This is a genomic window from Acinetobacter sp. Marseille-Q1623 (assembly GCF_902809895.1).
GTDB classification, from domain to species: Bacteria; Pseudomonadota; Gammaproteobacteria; order Pseudomonadales; family Moraxellaceae; genus Acinetobacter; species Acinetobacter piscicola_A.
This window is the reverse complement of the sequence record NZ_CADDWG010000001.1, coordinates 1,435,086-1,450,647: the sequence shown is the minus strand read 5'-3', so window position 1 is coordinate 1,450,647 and position 15,562 is coordinate 1,435,086. Positions and strand designations below refer to the sequence as shown.

Here is a 15,562-nt window from a genome sequence, read left to right as displayed (position 1 = left end):
AAATGTTTGAATGTTCACTTTGTAACAAATATAAATATCTATTTTCTATGGAAAAAGTTAATCTTATTCTAAAATCAACTCTTTTAATTTTTAAGTAAATTTATGAAAAAAATAATGGCAGTTTTACTTTTCGTGGGGTGTGCACAACATGCAGTGGCGGACTCGGTGGAACGTTATGCAAGACAAGTTGAAAAAATTTCAACGCAATACAATATGCAAATGAAAAACTTTTTACGCAGTCTCAACCCTCAAATCACGCAGTTTGATGCACAACAAAAAACACAATATTGTGCCATCGTAAAAACTTACGTGGATGATATGTATAAAGTGACAGATGAAAATCGCAGTAGTTTACCGCCATCTTATATGTCAATCACGAAACAAGATGTAATTAATAAGGTCAATAGTTCACCTGAGATGCAAATCCTTAAAAAATATAATATTCAGTGTGATTTGAATCATAGTTAAATGAAATGCATGTCGAAATTAAATATTTACTGCTTTTAAATGTTAGATTTTAAATATTGAAGCTGTGCATATTAAAAGTATATGTATTTAAAATAGATGTGCCGTAAAAAGTTAGCTTGAAAATCGGAAGTGTTTGTTTAGATAAGATGAGAAGAATATAGAGAATTCATTTGGGCTATTCAACAGTGATTATTTCATTGCAAAATAATTTTATTGCTGTATGAATAGACCAAACCAAACAATAGATAGATTTTAGACTGGGAAATTAAGCAAGTTTTGCTTTAATTTTGCTCGAAACTTGTGCAGGATCGGCACGTCCGGCTATGATCGGACGTAGAGAATTCATCACCTTACCCATATCTTTCATACTAGTAGCACCTTGCGCTTCAATTGTTTGCGCAATGAGAGAATCAAGCTCGTCCTCTGACATAGCTTCAGGTAGAAATTGAGATAAAACCTCGATTTCGGCTTGTTCTTTACTAGCTAAATCTTCGCGATTAGCACCTAAAAAGGCTTTAACCGACTCTTTGCGTTGTTTGATTTGCTTTTCAATGACCGCAAGAACCTGAGTATCATCAAGCTCAATGCGCTCATCGACTTCGATTTGCTTGATTGCTGCCTGTAGACCACGTATTACCGTTAACTTATCCATTTCTTTAGCACGCATAGCGGCTTTTAAAACGTCAGTGATTTGGTTTTTTAAAGTAGTCATTTAAGTTGTCCAGTCAGTCAATCATTCACAAATAAATCTTAGTAAAGGCGAGTCGTACGTACTGATTCACGCGCCAATTTCTTTTGGTAGCGTTTAACAGCAGCAGCTTTTTTACGTTTACGTTCTTGAGTAGGTTTTTCGTAGAATTCACGTTTACGAACGTCAGCAAGAACACCTGCTTTTTCGCATGAACGTTTGAAACGACGGATCGCTACGTCTACTGGTTCGCCTTCTTTCAATTTAACTTGTGGCATGAAGAATCCTCATTAAGTTATGGATAAGATCAGGGTGGAATTACCCTTGATCACAAGTGAAGGACAGTATTTTACTCATTTACATCTCATATCACAAGTCTATAATAGCTTTGGCAATATTTTGATACGGGTAAAAGGTAGTTTAATGATCGTTCTGGGCTTAGAAACTTCATGTGATGAAACAGGTTTGGCGCTGTACGACAGTGAAGTCGGCTTAAGAGGACAGGTGTTATATAGTCAGATCAAATTACATGCTGAATATGGTGGGGTCGTCCCTGAGCTTGCCTCACGTGACCATGTGCGTAAACTTATTCCTTTAATTAATCAGCTGCTTGCAGACAGTCAGATAAAAAAATCTGAGATTGATGCGGTTGCCTATACACGTGGACCTGGTTTGATGGGGGCACTGATGACAGGCGCATTGTTTGGTCGAACTTTGGCATTTGCATTAAATAAGCCTGCGATTGGTGTGCACCATATGGAAGGTCATATGCTTGCACCACTTTTATCGGCTACACCACCAGAATTTCCGTTTGTCGCTTTATTGGTCTCAGGTGGGCATACGCAATTAATGGCTGCACATGGGATTGGTGAATATGAAATTTTAGGCGAATCGATCGACGATGCCGCGGGTGAAGCCTTTGATAAAGTTGCGAAAATGTTGAAATTGCCGTATCCAGGTGGGCCAAATATTTCACGTTTAGCAGAACAGGGCGATAAAAATGCCTTTGAATTTCCGCGTCCAATGTTGCATCAAGGTTTAGAATTTTCTTTTAGTGGATTAAAAACTGCGGTTTCAGTGCAACTGAAAAAACTAGACGGTGAAAATCGGGATGCTGATATTGCCGCATCATTCCAAGAAGCGCTTGTAGATACATTGGTTAAAAAATCAGTCAAAGCACTGAAGCAAACAGGAATGAAACGTTTGGTGATTGCAGGGGGTGTCAGTGCAAATAAGCGTTTGCGTGAGCGTTTAGAAGCCGATTTAGCGAAAATTAAAGCGACGGTTTACTATGCTGAACCTGCTTTATGTACCGACAATGGCGCCATGATTGCTTTTGCGGGTTATCAGCGTCTTAAAGCAGGGCAGCAGGATGGTTTGTCTGTAACGACGACACCACGTTGGCCGATGACTGAGTTAACCAAGCCTGAATAATTTTTTTAAAATTAAAAAAATGTTAAATAAAGAAAGGGGTGAAAAGCCTCTTTCTTTATGAAGAACACCTGAAAAATAGTTTGCTTTAAAGCAGTGGCTAATCTAATTCTGCATAAGAGAATATTTCAATCATAAACTCGGTTTTGTCCAAAGCATGTCTAAATAACACAATAAATTTCCTTAGAGCTTCGGCATCTTTTGAATAAGCACAAAACATATCCGCTTCAGGGTCAAACTTGATCGTGTCAACCAATTCAGGCAGTTGTTTGTCGACATAAGTGCTTGCCAATGCTGCCCAATCATAGCCATTTCCTTCAAAGCCTTCATCAGCACGACTTGCAATAATTTCTGATTTAAAATTTAACTCGGTGAGGCATACTGAATAACTGTTTTCATGCGCTACCCAAAAGAAGGGTTGGATGGTTTGTTTAAAATTATCAATGCTCATTTTTATAACGCTTTATTAAAATAGAAGTAGCATCATCTTAAAATAGATTGAGCAGTTAAATTGTTGAAATTATGAAATGTAATTGTGTTTTTTATATAAAAATCAGGCATCAAAAATCTATATTTATTAGATGAGGTGTAAACGTTATATTAAAGTGAAAGTCTTGCTGTGTTATAGATTAAAAATGACTTTTGCTGATCAAGAGCATGTCATAGCTTTGTCACTGAAGAAGATTAGCATTGGAGACTGTGCAACTAAAGATCAGGTATTTTGCGCTCAATACGATACTTAAATTTTTTTTAATTGTTTATTGGCTTTATTTGAATGTTTTTATGATCGCTTTAACTCAAAATAGATTTTCAAATTTTTATATTTTTATCACTTTTCTAAAGCTAGGTTGTATTGCCTTTGGTGGACCAGCGGCACATATTGTTTTATTTCATAATTTTTTGATTAAGAGATCATCGTGGTTAGATGAACAAGAATATTTTAAAGTACTTGCTTTGGCACAAATTATTCCTGGGCCTACCAGTAGTCAAGTAGGGATTGCCATTGGTTATTTCAAAAATGGCTATAGCGGTGCGTTTTGTGCTTGGTTGGGATTTACTTTGCCTTCGGCGATTTTGATGACTTGTGCTGCAGTATTGGGACAGTATTTTTTTACCAGTCTAAATCAACATTTTTTTCATGTCATTCAATTGATTGTGTTGGCTGTGGTGATATTCGCATTTTGGCAAATGTTACGTAATCTTTGTCAGTATTTTTGGCAATATTTGCTGATGCTATTTGCTATGATTTTTATTTATGTTGTGCCTGTATCAGCAAATCAAATCATTGTGATTTTAATCGCTGCAATTGTTGGACTATTTTTAGCAAAAGCAAAAGATCCACAGCATGATGTTGAAAACAATAGCATTCAGTTTAAACATACGAAAGCTTATATGTGGTTGATTGTATTCATTGTGCCATTTTTATTATTTCCAATTTTAAATCATTTGAGTCCATCATTATTTCTGCAAGCTTTTGAGGGTTTTTATCGCTCTGCTTCTTTGGTTTTTGGAGGTGGGCATATTATTTTACCGATGCTACATCAAGATTTTGTTGCAACGGATTTAGTCGCCAATGAAAGTTTTGATTTGGGTTATGCGATTGTACAGCTAATGCCAGGTCCATTATTTAGTTTTGCCAGTTATTTGGGGGCTTTGTTGCCATTTACATCATCTGTTGTTGTGAATGCAAGTCTAGCGACACTCATGATTTATATCCCATCATTTTTATTGATTTTTGCTACTTTGCCATATTGGTCTTGGTTCATGCAACAACAAACAATTTATAAAGCAATTCAGGGGATTCATGCTGCTGTCGTCGGGTTGTTATTGTGTTTGATTGTACAAATGACTGAGAAATACATTGTGCAATGGTTAGATTTACTCTTTGTTATCACACTCATTGCATTATTAAAAAGTAAATTACCGATTTGGCTCACACTTATAGGAAGTTTTAGCACTTATTATTTTTATTTAAATAGTGTGGTGATTTCATAAAAATAGACAATATGATCCAGCATATTGTCTATTGATTTACATTCTAGTTATATTTATATCATAAGGCTTTTAATTGTTGAGCGCCAATCCAATGTTTTGAAAATTGATAGGCTGCACGGCCAGAACGTTGCCCACGTGCTTGACACCAACGTAGGGCTTCGGCACGTGTTTCATCATCAAAAGGCATATTTTCTTTGGCTAAATAATGCGCAACGATTTCTAGGTAAAGATTTTGATCCATCGGATAAAAAGATAACCAAAGCCCAAAGCGATCTGAAAGTGAAATTTTTTCTTCAATGGCTTCTTGGGGATGCAGTTCGTTATGTTGAGGAACATCTGCACGCATAACTGGGGTATTCTCATGCATAAATTCAGGCAGTAAATGACGGCGGTTACTGGTGGCATAAATGATGAAATTGTTTGAACCTGACTGTAATGAGCCATCTAAAACACTTTTTAAACTACGATAGTTTTCATCTTCAGCATTAAATGCCAAGTCATCACAATACACGATAAATTTTTCAGGACGTGCTTGGATCATTTTTTGGATTTCAGGAAGGTCAGATAGGTCATCACGTTCAATTTCAATCAAACGTAATCCTTGAGCTTGGTATTGGGGCAATAATGCACGCACAATCGAAGATTTACCTGTACCCCGTGAACCTGTTAGCAAAATATCATTGGCAGGTAAACCATTTAAAAATTGTTCAGTATTTTGCAAAATTTTATCACGTTGACGTTCGATGCCTTTAAGGTCTGCTAATAAAATCGCTTTGGGTTGATAAATGGGTTTGAGCTGCTTGTCTTGCCAACGAAAGGCAGGCGCAGAAAAATCAGGATCTTGCTTGGGTTCAGGCAGTACGTTTTTTAGTTGTTCAAGCACGATAGATAAGGATTGGATTAAATGATCAGGTAAATCAAGAGTGGCCATAACAGTTCGCTAATATTTTACAGTTTGTTAAGATATGCTATGAGCATACACCGAAGACAAACGAAATACTGTGGAAATGAACATCTTAGTCAAAAAATAGTCGTTTTGAGTAATTGCTTCTGTAAAGAATATTCAGCATAGTGAATGGAACACACACTCTATTTTTAGAGTTAAATTATAGGACCATGCGACAAATGAACATAGAATTTAAACATGATCTCAATCCACATCAAGCCTATCGCATCAAAAAATTAAAAAGACAACTTGCACAAGCTGAAAGTTATGAAGAGTGGAAGGCGACAGCATTAAAATTGGATGAAGAAAGTGGTACGCAAGAATGGAAATATGACAATAGCTCACCTTATTTTGACTCTGAAATTATTGCCCACAGATTAAATATTCTACGTCGTTATCGCCATCAAAAGCGCACTGCGGACTTAATTTACATATTAAGTGAAGGTTTAAGTCACGATCTTGCCAATATTGCTCATCCTTTATTATTTACCGAAACCTATGTGGGTACGAAGAAACTCATTGAAGATTATGTCGAAGAAGTCAGTCAAAGTTTGGTATTTATCGCTTCTGTGGCTTGTGAAGATTTGAGCGTACAGGAAAAAATTGAGTTTTTTAAAAATTGTGAAAAAGTCTATGGGCAGCCTGCCATCATGTTTTCGGGCGGTGCAACACTGGGGCTTTTTCATACGGGTGTATGTAAAGCACTGATTGAACAAGATCTATTGCCCAAAGTGCTGTCAGGTTCTAGTGCTGGGGCGATCATGACGGCGATGTTGGGAATTTCAAAACCAAGTGAAATATTTGATATTTTGTCAGGTGAACACTTTTATAGTGAGGCATTTCATTTTAGAAGCTTGCGTGAGCTGATCAAGGGTAATGGTGGTTTTGCTGATGTTCGCTATTTAAAGAAATTTTTGGTTGAAAATCTAGGTGATTTGACTTTTGAGGAGGCTTATCAAGAGTCTGGCTTGGATATTAATATCAGTGTTGCGCCGTATAATGTTTCACATGAAGATGCACGTATTATGAATAAATATACTGCACCTGACTTATTGGTGTGGAGTGCGGTTTTGGCGTCATGCGCATTTCCAATTTTATTCCCGCCTGTACGTTTAACAGGCAAGCGTTATGACTCGGTCCATACGCCTTATTTAGCCAGTACCCGTTGGGTGGATGGCAGTGTACGCAGTGATTTTCCACAAGAAAAAATGTCGCGCTTATATAATATTAACTATACCATTGCCAGTCAGGTCAATCCGCACATTGTGCCATTTATGCAAACAGACACTGAACGCTTTCGTAAAGATTTACTGAGTTGGCCTGAGCGTATAGTCCGCAAACACGGTAAAACTATTGCCATGGATGTGATGGACTTTACCCGAGATCGTGTAGGGCGCATTCCAACCGTTCGCAGATTGTTAGAACACGGGTACGGTATTATTGATCAGCGCTACTATGGTGATGTCAATATCATTGGAAATTATAGCCTGAAACATTATCAGTACATGTTACAAAATCCACGCCCTGAATTATTTGCATTACTTCAGCGAGAGGGTGAACGTGCAACTTGGCCAAAAATTTCAAGTATAGAAACCCATGCACGTATAGGTAAAACCATTCAACATTGTTTAGAGGTTTTAAACTTTAGTTTGAAAAATAAAGTGAATGCTAGACAGAAAGAGCAGGCATGAACATCAAATCATTGGCTACCGCTATAAATTCTGCCCGAAGCCAAAGTTTTGGGCGGAGAATTTATTGTGTACAAAATACAACGGGTAAGTACTGGATTAAGCAGCAGCTTGCCCATGTGAATGCAGACTATGAGCGTAGTTTTTTACATGAACTCAAGATGTATAATCGTTTAAATGCTTTGGAATCTCCTGATTATTCATTTTTATGTGATTTTTCCATTACCAGTACGATAGACTCTAGTGCTTCTTCACCACTTTTATTGCGTGATTCTTTACAGTTACAAGACGCAGCAGCACTTTTTGCAGAAAACGCATTATCACTGCAATTTTCGCAAGTAATTCAAATTTTAAGGCAAAGTTTAGAGGTCTTGGAACATCTGCATGAACTGGGTTTTATTCATGGTGATTTAAAAATTGAACATTTTAGACAACAATCAGGACGTTTGTGCTTAATTGATTTTGAACAAAGTGCTCATCTTGATGATGTCAAAGATATGCCAAATACTGCAACACCACGTTATATGGCACCTGAGTTATTCCATGCAAAGCCGAAATCGTTCCAATCCGATCTGTATGCTTTAGGGATTATTTGGTTAGAATGGTTGAAACAAGAAAAGTTGCAAGCAAAAAGTTATCAAGATTGGGCTTTTTTGCATTGTCAAAACTTAAAAATACAGCTTACACCTCAATTTCAAGCCTTTGAAGAAGTTTTGAGTCTGATGTTACGTAAACAAATTTCACAACGTTGTACAAATATTTATCAAATAAAACAACTATTAAGCAAAATTGGCTAAAGAAAAGACGAAGAAAGGTGGTTTTGTTTTATATTTAAACAAACAAGTGTTTTTTTATAAAAAAGGGCTTGTCAGACCCAAATGATCTCTATAATATACACAGCCATCGGGGACGTGGCGAAATTGGTAGACGCACTGGATTTAGGTTCCAGCGCCGCAAGGTGTGAGAGTTCGAGTCTCTCCGTCCCCACCAAGCAATTATTAGGTGGTCCGAAAACTTAGTAATCTGCACTAGAGGATTGGTGTAATGGTAGCATGACGGTCTCCAAAACCGTTCGTCAAGGTTCGAGTCCTTGATCCTCTGCCAACTTATTTAATTTTAATCACGAAAGTGATAAAAATTCGGGGACGTGGCGAAATTGGTAGACGCACTGGATTTAGGTTCCAGCGCCGCAAGGTGTGAGAGTTCGAGTCTCTCCGTCCCCACCATATTTTAAAAAGCAAGATTTATCAGTCTTGCTTTTTTTATGCCTTTTTAAAAATATAAAAATTTTTAGGCATCCAAAACAGATGCCTTTGATATTGATTTAAGCAAGAAAATATTTAAAATTTTAAGCTTTTAAATGATCTTCAAATTCTTCACCCAGTTGGAATGCTAAATTATTGCCAGCAAGGTCACAGGTCACTAAGCCATATTCTTTTTTAAAGCTGAAGGTAAAGCCTTTGCCATCTGCTAAATTTTTCACTGAATATCCAAGCTTTTCTAACCAAATACGAAATGCGATTAGATTCTTTGCTTTCACTACCTTTTTCATGGAAGGCTCTCCTTAATTCCTGTCTGTAAAATTAATAGGGATGACTTTCAAATTTTTAAAGGGGAGAAATGATGAAATAATTTTTTTATAGCAATTTTTGATCAATTGGGGAACTTAATTTTTCGAATATTGGGATCATTTTTTTATTGATTGAGTTGCTTTTTTGATAGTAAGTTTATAAAAAATATAAATTTTATTAAAATATCATCAAGATGCTTAAGCCAATTTAAAAATAATTTGATATATCTCTTTTAAGATGAAATTTTTTATGAATCTGTAAGAAAATATATCAAGATGCTTATAAATTCAGCAGTATTGCTCAATATTTTCCCAGCAAAATTATTTTAAGTTTATTTTATCGCTGTCATGAGCTGTATGCAGCAGATTGCTGTTTGTTTCAAAGTCGTTCTCGTTACGGTCATTTTCATACTGCGCTGCGTAAAAGCAACACAGTTAGTAATGAACGCCTTGTAAATGGACAGATGTTGATTTGAATTACATGATATTGATCGTTTAAAAGTTATCTTTGAGTGCACGAATTCTAGCAAACTCTTCAACGCTATCGACACGTAGAAAAGGGTTGGTTTCTAGTTCAAGTTCAATAGTACTTGGCAGGGTAATTTTACCTTGTGCGCGTAATTGGCGAACTTTTTCCGCACGTTGTTGTAGTGCAAAATTATCAGGTTCTATATGTAAGGCAAATTCTGCATTCGACAAAGTGTATTCATGTGTGCAGTAGACTTGTGTGCGTGGTGGCAATGCGGCTAAACGGTTTAAGGAATGATAAAATTGCTCAGCTGTCCCTTCAAACATGCGTCCACATCCCATCGCAAATAATGTATCTCCGCAGAAAACACTGTCTAATTCATCTATAAAATATACAATATGCCCTAGCGTATGTCCTGGCACTGCAATAATTTCAATATTTAAACCATGAAATTCAAATTGATCATCATGTTGTAAAGGATGGTTGATAAAAGGCAAATGGCTTAATTCATCCCGTGGTCCATACACTGCGAGATTTTGTTTAGTAATCAAGGCAGGAACACCACCAACATGGTCTTTATGCCAGTGGGTGAGCCAAATTTGACTTAAATTTAATTGATTTTCTAAACAGTAGGATTGAACCAAATGTGCTTCAGTTGGGTCGATTGCCACCACATCATGGCTTATGGTGTGTTCAAGTAACCAAATATAATTTTGGAGTTGGTTTTTGACATCAATAACATGAATTTTAAATGACATTTTTTGTTGGCTTCCCTTACTGCTTCTCATTTGATTGTATGTAAATTTACTTATAAATGGTAGTCACAGTAGCCTGATATCACAGATCTCAATAAATTTTGAGTGAGAAGAATGAGTTGGTTTTTCTTAGAAATGCGGCGCTAATTCTTGATTGATATTCGATTAAAGTTTTAATCACGAGATTTTGAAAATGAAAGTATTTCCTCTTATTTTACTCAGTGTATATATGTTGAGTGCTTGTTCAACAGCACAAACTCAACTGCAAAATACTGTGCAAAGGCAATGTCAGGTGAATGAAAATATTCAGCGTCATGCAATTCCACCAACGCCAAATAATATGAGTTTGCCGGCATTTGGGCAGGGTGTAATCGGTTGGGCGACAGGTGAAGAGGGTGCAAAACAGCGTTTGAATGGTGTGCAAAAAACAGATATTGCGGGTTTTAAAGAAAAAGGTGTGACTTTATCCATGGTGCAAGCGTGACAAGCATTTTATGAAAATGAAGTAAAGCGTAATCCTTGTAATCCAACAGCACCGTATCGAGCGCAGTTAATGCAGAAAATCGCGCTGCTATGGAGTGACATGGTATAGGTCTAAGCCGATCAGTCAAAGTTAAAGGCATTTAAAATATTTCTAAGGCAGATGTTGCGTCAGATTTTATAAAAATTAAACATCTGCTCGAAAAATATCGCGTGATAAGGCTCATGACAAAGCATTATTTGTTATAGTGATAACACGATTGGGGAAATAATAATGCAATTTAACTTTGAAATTGATACCACTTGGTGTTTAGAACAATTATTAAAAGATCAACGGATTACAGAGCGTGAAAAACTGTTGGTACAAACCACACATCGGCAACGTGATCAACTGAAATGGCATCCATTACAATGGATTGCCAATTTTAATTTAACAGATCAAAACGAACCTCAAAAACGTCTAACCCTGAGTACTCTGTGTCAATGGCTAGCAGATAAAACCAATTTGCCGCTTTACATCATTGACCCATTAAAAGCAGATGTGGCGAATTTGACTGCGGTGATGTCGCAAGAATTTGCTTTACGTAATCGTATTTTGGCTGTTGAGATTCAGCCTGATCAAGTGTTGATTGGCACAGATCAGCCTTTTATTCTTGATTGGATGCAAAACCTTGAAAGCAGTTTAAAACCCAAAAAAATTCAAAGAGTATTGTTAAATCCTGAACAATTGCAACGTTATTTGGTGGAATATTACCAAGTCAGTCGAGCTGTCATTTCATCACAAAAATCAGGTGCACACCAAAAAGAAAATAAAGGCGTAGAAGCATTATTGCAGTTAGGCGATACACAAAATCCTGATGCAAATGATCAACACATTGTGAAATTGGTGGATTGGGTTTTACAATTTGCGTTTGAACAACGGGCCAGCGATATTCATTTAGAACCACGCAAAGACAATGGGAAAATTCGTTTTCGTATCGATGGTGTATTGCATACTATTTATAATATGCCTGCCAATACATTAACCGCCGTGATTTCCCGAATTAAAATTTTAGGGCGAATGAATGTTGCAGAAAAGCGTAAACCGCAAGATGGACGTTTAAAAACTCGTACACCAAAAGGGCAAGAAACTGAGCTACGTTTAGCAACACTTCCAACCGCTTTTGGTGAAAAGCTGGTCATGCGTATTTTCGATCCTGAAGTGTTGGTGCGGAGCTTTAAGCAGCTTGGTTTTGATGGAAATTTACTACAAGCTTGGCAAGCGATGACTCAGCATAGTCATGGGATTATTTTGGTGACAGGGCCAACGGGTTCAGGCAAAACCACCACGTTATATTCCTCTTTAAAGCAGTTAGCCACTGAGCAAGTCAATGTTTGTACTATTGAAGACCCGATTGAAATGTTAGAGCCGAGTTTTAACCAAATGCAGGTAAATCATGGGATTGAGCTGGGTTTTGCAGATGGTATTCGTGCATTGATGCGCCAAGACCCTGATATTATTATGGTCGGGGAAATCCGCGACTCAGACACTGCAAATATGGCAATTCAAGCCGCATTGACGGGACATTTGGTGTTGTCAACTTTGCATACCAATGATGCACCTTCAAGTTTGACTCGTTTGCATGATTTGGGAGTACAACCATTTTTAACCGCAGCAACGATTTTAGGTGTTTTGGCGCAGCGCTTAGTACGTCAACTTTGTCCACATTGTAAACAAGAAACCTTTATTAATGACCAAGAATGGAAACATTTAACATTTGGTTATTCATTACACATGCCTGATTTTGTTTTTAAAGCCGTGGGTTGTGAGGAGTGTCGTCATACAGGTTATCAAGGGCGTGTTGGAATTTATGAATTTATGCCGATTAGTCTAGAAGCCAAGCAAAAAATTTCCGCCAATGCGACACTTGATGAGTTACGGGCTCAGGCTAAGCAGGAGGGGATTGATCCATTACGTATCGCAGGGGCACGTAAAGTATTGGAGGGGATCACCACTTTGGAAGAAGTTTTAAGGGTTGTGCCTCTAAACTAAATATCAGTTTTTGACTTATATCACACATGAAAAAGAGCATTCCAGAATGCTCTTGAAGTGTTACTCAATGATCACATTCTCGCATGTATTGGTTTTGAGTTGTGCGGAAATAAGTGCATCCTCATGATCGGTAAAAGTATTAAAAGCTTGTTGACCTAATGGATATTTTTGGGTGATTGAACATGGGAAGAATTCATTTTCAGGATTTTTATAAGAATAAGATTCTTCAGTAACATAAACTTTTTGATTTTCAGGATCGAATTTTAAGTTAAAAGAGGCTTGTGAATCTGCCCATTTCCTATTTTCACCTTCGCGAATAATATATAGATAAGGTGGAATTTGAGGGTCATCATCCCGTATAAATTCAACTTGATCAATATCTGGAGAATAGTTTTCGCGTTCTGATACTGGTTTTAAAATCACATCATTTTTACCTAACAATTGCCATTTTTGGTCACGCCAACTGAAGATATAAATACTTCTAGGAAGGGTATATAAGTTTTGATAATCACTTTTAAATTTCTTTCTATCTTTGGCATTGATGGTGATGACCAGCGCATCATATTTTTCTTTTTGACTGAATGGACCATATTTGAGATGGATCGCAGTGTCATTTGCATCAATACTTTGTCGCATATCTTGGGGAATATACACCAAATGTTCAGCGTAGATCGTTGCTGAGCAAAGCAATAATAGTGTTGAAATACAAGATGTTCGAATATTTAAAATTTTCATTTATGCTCAAGCTTTATTCAGGTGGACCATAGTTGTCAGGATCAAAGGAATAACTATCTTCATATTCAGGATGATCAAAGTAAAAATCTTTTAAGGCTTTGGTTTCTGGATTTTCCTTTAGCAGCAATACATAGTTTGAACTTGTTTCATAAGATGCTACTTCAGTAGCTGCAGTCACTGAACTTTCATCTTCCGAGGTCGCATCAAGTTGCGGATTCGAATGAGTCGTTCCTAATGCACCTGCATAAATCCAGTCTTGAAGCTTTTTATCCCAAATAAATTTGATGGAATATGAATAATTTTCAAAACTTTGACTTAGGGTAAAACCTCCAGTGGCTTGTTGAAATGGCGCATCTGGATCTAAAAGATCATAAATTTTACGAACTTTAGGATGTATATAGTGATTTTCAGTATCTAGAATTCCCGTTTGCCAAATACTTTGAATTGCTTTTTCATTAAGATTCTTAAAAGCATATTGATGTTGGAGTTTTAGCTTAAATGACTGACCATCACCTAAATATAGATAGAGTGTCCTTTTTTTAGGTAGGCGATTTTCTTGTTGAGCAAGATTAAACTCATCGCTTGGCACTGTAATGAGTGCAAGATCCCATAATACGTCATCATTTAAATGACCAAAATTAAAATCCAACAGTTTTTCATTGACTGGAATAAGTGTCGTAACTTCTTTAGGAACATCTCGTTTTTCAAGAAATTCAAAATAACTGATTTCATCGGAGTACCCCGCCAGAGTATGTTGGGCTATACCCAAAGTGAAAGTAAGGGCGAAGATTTTATTTACATTTAACATATTAAAAATCCGACAATGAATGCCCAAAATTAAATTTTAAAGTGCACAATTCTAACTAAAATTAAAAAACTATTTTTATAAATAAAAATTCTTGAAAATAGATTGGGTTAAATTTAACTCATTTGAGTGAATATTTTCAATAGGTTCCATAAAATAGAAACCAAATTTTATTGTAAAGATGGGTTTAAAACTTTTGCATTAATATTTGGATAAAATGAAATTAAGCTGAAATCTTTTGTATAATGTGCGCATAATTTACAACATTTTTTCTATTATGAATAATAATTTTAAAATTACTTTTTTAACTTCTATTTTATTTTTGTCAACATTGTTGAGTGCGTGTGGAGGAGGTTCTTCAGAACAGGACAATACCCCCACGATAGAACCGCAAGTGACACCAACACAAAATAAAACCGTGCAATTCTTTGTGGCAGCACATCCCGATGATATTCAATTATTTATGGCGAAAAATGCACAGTTTTATGTGCAACATCAAAATAAAAATGTATTTATTTTGACGACCGCAGGTGATGGTGGTGAAGCAATACATTTACCTCACTATTCTGCGATGAAAAAAACCTATTGGGAAGCACGTTTATTGGCGCATGAGAAATCAGTGAATCATTGGAATCATGATAAAAATAGGATTATCAGCACTGAAATTAAAATTAATCAACACACTTTTCAGCGAAAGCAATTGGGTGAAAATATTGTATTTTATAATTTTTTATTACCTGATGGGAATATGACGGGAAATGGTTTCCCCACAACCCGATTTCAAAGCTTGGAAAAATTGTATCGTGGAAAAATAAAAACAATTTCAAGCATTGATCAACAAAATACGTATACTCAACAAGATTTAATTCAAACACTGTCCGATATTGTGCAACTTGAAGCAGGCAAAAAAGAGATTACTTTTAATATTGCAGAAGATAATTTATATATTAATCAACAAGATCATTCTGATTATATTATGACCTCTTTGCTGGTGCAGCATGTAAGCCAAGGTCTAGACAACTGTATGCTGACCAATAAATTTACAGAATATGTAAATCGTGCCAAACCTGTGAATATGTCCAATAGTGAATATCAGCAGCATCGCAAACTGTGGGATGTTTTAACATCTGTTTTGGTGGAATATCAATATGTTAATCCACATGCACGAGATCCACATTTGGTTTGGTTAGGTAAGCAATATATCAGTTCAAAGAGTGTGGTGAATTGTAAGCATATTGATGAAAAGCTACGTTAAAAGTTAGCTTAAAATCTTTGCAAAGCAGATTGTTGCTCACATATTTATGTGGGAAGGAAGATTTTAGGTTCTAGTTTGTGTAGTAATTATTATGTTTGTCTTTTCAATGGATTTGGTAGTAAACAGTACAGTGGTTGGGTCGCTGAAAATGCCTAGAACGTTTACAATACAGCCTTGTTTAAAAAAGCAGTATGCGCTGATTCATACTGCTTGTTCCCACAATTTTTATTTTATTAAATTATTTT

General features: G+C 36.3%; 15 protein-coding genes, 3 tRNA genes and 1 pseudogene. 11 read left to right on the top strand and 8 right to left on the bottom strand.

The genetic code is table 11. The annotated features are described in order from the left end of the window. Window positions 1-102 precede the first annotated feature (102 nt). Complete coding sequence (locus HUV91_RS06875) at window positions 103-468, top strand: hypothetical protein (RefSeq protein WP_130072734.1); 366 nt, start codon at window positions 103-105, stop codon at window positions 466-468. Between the two features lie 265 nt (window positions 469-733). Here HUV91_RS06875 and HUV91_RS06870 read toward each other — a convergent pair whose 3' ends face one another. Both HUV91_RS06870 and rpsU read right to left on the bottom strand, forming a co-directional pair. Continuing rightward, window positions 734-1,180, bottom strand: a complete 447-nt coding sequence (locus HUV91_RS06870) for a GatB/YqeY domain-containing protein (protein WP_065992076.1) — start codon at window positions 1,178-1,180, stop codon at window positions 734-736. A 38-nt stretch (window positions 1,181-1,218) separates the two neighbouring features. Next, window positions 1,219-1,434, bottom strand: coding sequence for a 30S ribosomal protein S21 (gene rpsU, locus HUV91_RS06865; protein ID WP_001136722.1), 216 nt, complete (start codon window positions 1,432-1,434; stop codon window positions 1,219-1,221). 145 nt (window positions 1,435-1,579) lie between these two features. On the opposite strand from rpsU, the gene tsaD reads away from it, so the two are divergent. Beyond that, window positions 1,580-2,590 carry a tRNA (adenosine(37)-N6)-threonylcarbamoyltransferase complex transferase subunit TsaD gene (gene tsaD, locus HUV91_RS06860; RefSeq protein WP_130073036.1) on the top strand — a complete coding sequence of 337 codons (1,011 nt, stop codon included), beginning with the start codon at window positions 1,580-1,582 and terminating at the stop codon, window positions 2,588-2,590. Window positions 2,591-2,687: 97 nt separating this feature from the next. On the opposite strand, the gene HUV91_RS06855 is transcribed toward tsaD, so the two are convergent. Beyond that, window positions 2,688-3,038 (bottom strand): immunity 51 family protein, encoded by a 351-nt coding sequence (locus tag HUV91_RS06855; RefSeq protein ID WP_174492948.1) that lies wholly within the window; start codon window positions 3,036-3,038, stop codon window positions 2,688-2,690. A 332-nt stretch (window positions 3,039-3,370) separates the two neighbouring features. Here HUV91_RS06855 and chrA point away from each other — a divergent pair, with 332 nt between their 5' ends. Continuing rightward, window positions 3,371-4,582 carry a chromate efflux transporter gene (gene chrA, locus HUV91_RS06850; protein WP_174492947.1) on the top strand — a complete coding sequence of 404 codons (1,212 nt, stop codon included), beginning with the start codon at window positions 3,371-3,373 and terminating at the stop codon, window positions 4,580-4,582. A 58-nt stretch (window positions 4,583-4,640) separates the two neighbouring features. On the opposite strand, the gene HUV91_RS06845 is transcribed toward chrA, so the two are convergent. Further along, window positions 4,641-5,513 carry an ATP-binding protein gene (locus HUV91_RS06845; RefSeq protein WP_174492946.1) on the bottom strand — a complete coding sequence of 291 codons (873 nt, stop codon included), beginning with the start codon at window positions 5,511-5,513 and terminating at the stop codon, window positions 4,641-4,643. A 194-nt stretch (window positions 5,514-5,707) separates the two neighbouring features. Here HUV91_RS06845 and HUV91_RS06840 point away from each other — a divergent pair, with 194 nt between their 5' ends. The 5 genes from HUV91_RS06840 (at window position 5,708) to HUV91_RS06820 (ending at window position 8,442) form a co-directional block, all read left to right on the top strand. Next, on the top strand, window positions 5,708-7,219 hold the full coding sequence (locus HUV91_RS06840) for a DUF3336 domain-containing protein (protein WP_174492945.1): 1,512 nt from the start codon (window positions 5,708-5,710) through the stop codon (window positions 7,217-7,219). Next, entirely contained in the window at window positions 7,216-8,013 is a 798-nt protein-coding gene (locus HUV91_RS06835) for a protein kinase domain-containing protein (protein ID WP_174492944.1), read from the top strand. Before HUV91_RS06840 ends, HUV91_RS06835 begins: the two co-directional genes overlap by 4 nt. A 108-nt stretch (window positions 8,014-8,121) precedes the next feature. After that, a tRNA-Leu gene (locus HUV91_RS06830) sits at window positions 8,122-8,206 on the top strand. A gap of 40 nt (window positions 8,207-8,246) precedes the next feature. Beyond that, window positions 8,247-8,320: transfer RNA gene (locus HUV91_RS06825), tRNA-Trp, on the top strand. A gap of 37 nt (window positions 8,321-8,357) precedes the next feature. Then, window positions 8,358-8,442: transfer RNA gene (locus tag HUV91_RS06820), tRNA-Leu, on the top strand. A gap of 122 nt (window positions 8,443-8,564) precedes the next feature. Here HUV91_RS06820 and HUV91_RS06815 read toward each other — a convergent pair. Further along, complete coding sequence (locus HUV91_RS06815) at window positions 8,565-8,768, bottom strand: hypothetical protein (protein ID WP_065991968.1); 204 nt, start codon at window positions 8,766-8,768, stop codon at window positions 8,565-8,567. 513 nt (window positions 8,769-9,281) lie between these two features. Next, window positions 9,282-10,013, bottom strand: a complete 732-nt coding sequence (gene gloB, locus HUV91_RS06810) for a hydroxyacylglutathione hydrolase (protein WP_174492943.1) — start codon at window positions 10,011-10,013, stop codon at window positions 9,282-9,284. A 190-nt stretch (window positions 10,014-10,203) separates the two neighbouring features. Between gloB and HUV91_RS06805 the strand changes: the two are divergent. Then, a pseudogene (locus HUV91_RS06805) lies at window positions 10,204-10,602 on the top strand (DUF4951 domain-containing protein). 162 nt (window positions 10,603-10,764) lie between these two features. Further along, window positions 10,765-12,522, top strand: a complete 1,758-nt coding sequence (locus HUV91_RS06800; protein ID WP_174492942.1) for a GspE/PulE family protein — start codon at window positions 10,765-10,767, stop codon at window positions 12,520-12,522. 60 nt (window positions 12,523-12,582) lie between these two features. On the opposite strand, the gene HUV91_RS06795 is transcribed toward HUV91_RS06800, so the two are convergent. Both HUV91_RS06795 and HUV91_RS06790 read right to left on the bottom strand, forming a co-directional pair. Continuing rightward, entirely contained in the window at window positions 12,583-13,257 is a 675-nt protein-coding gene (locus HUV91_RS06795) for a hypothetical protein (protein WP_174492941.1), read from the bottom strand. 13 nt (window positions 13,258-13,270) lie between these two features. Continuing rightward, complete coding sequence (locus HUV91_RS06790; RefSeq protein ID WP_130072722.1) at window positions 13,271-14,065, bottom strand: hypothetical protein; 795 nt, start codon at window positions 14,063-14,065, stop codon at window positions 13,271-13,273. 274 nt (window positions 14,066-14,339) lie between these two features. Between HUV91_RS06790 and HUV91_RS06785 the strand changes: the two genes are divergently transcribed. Further along, window positions 14,340-15,317 (top strand): PIG-L family deacetylase, encoded by a 978-nt coding sequence (locus tag HUV91_RS06785; protein WP_174492940.1) that lies wholly within the window; start codon window positions 14,340-14,342, stop codon window positions 15,315-15,317. Window positions 15,318-15,562: the final 245 nt, after the last annotated feature.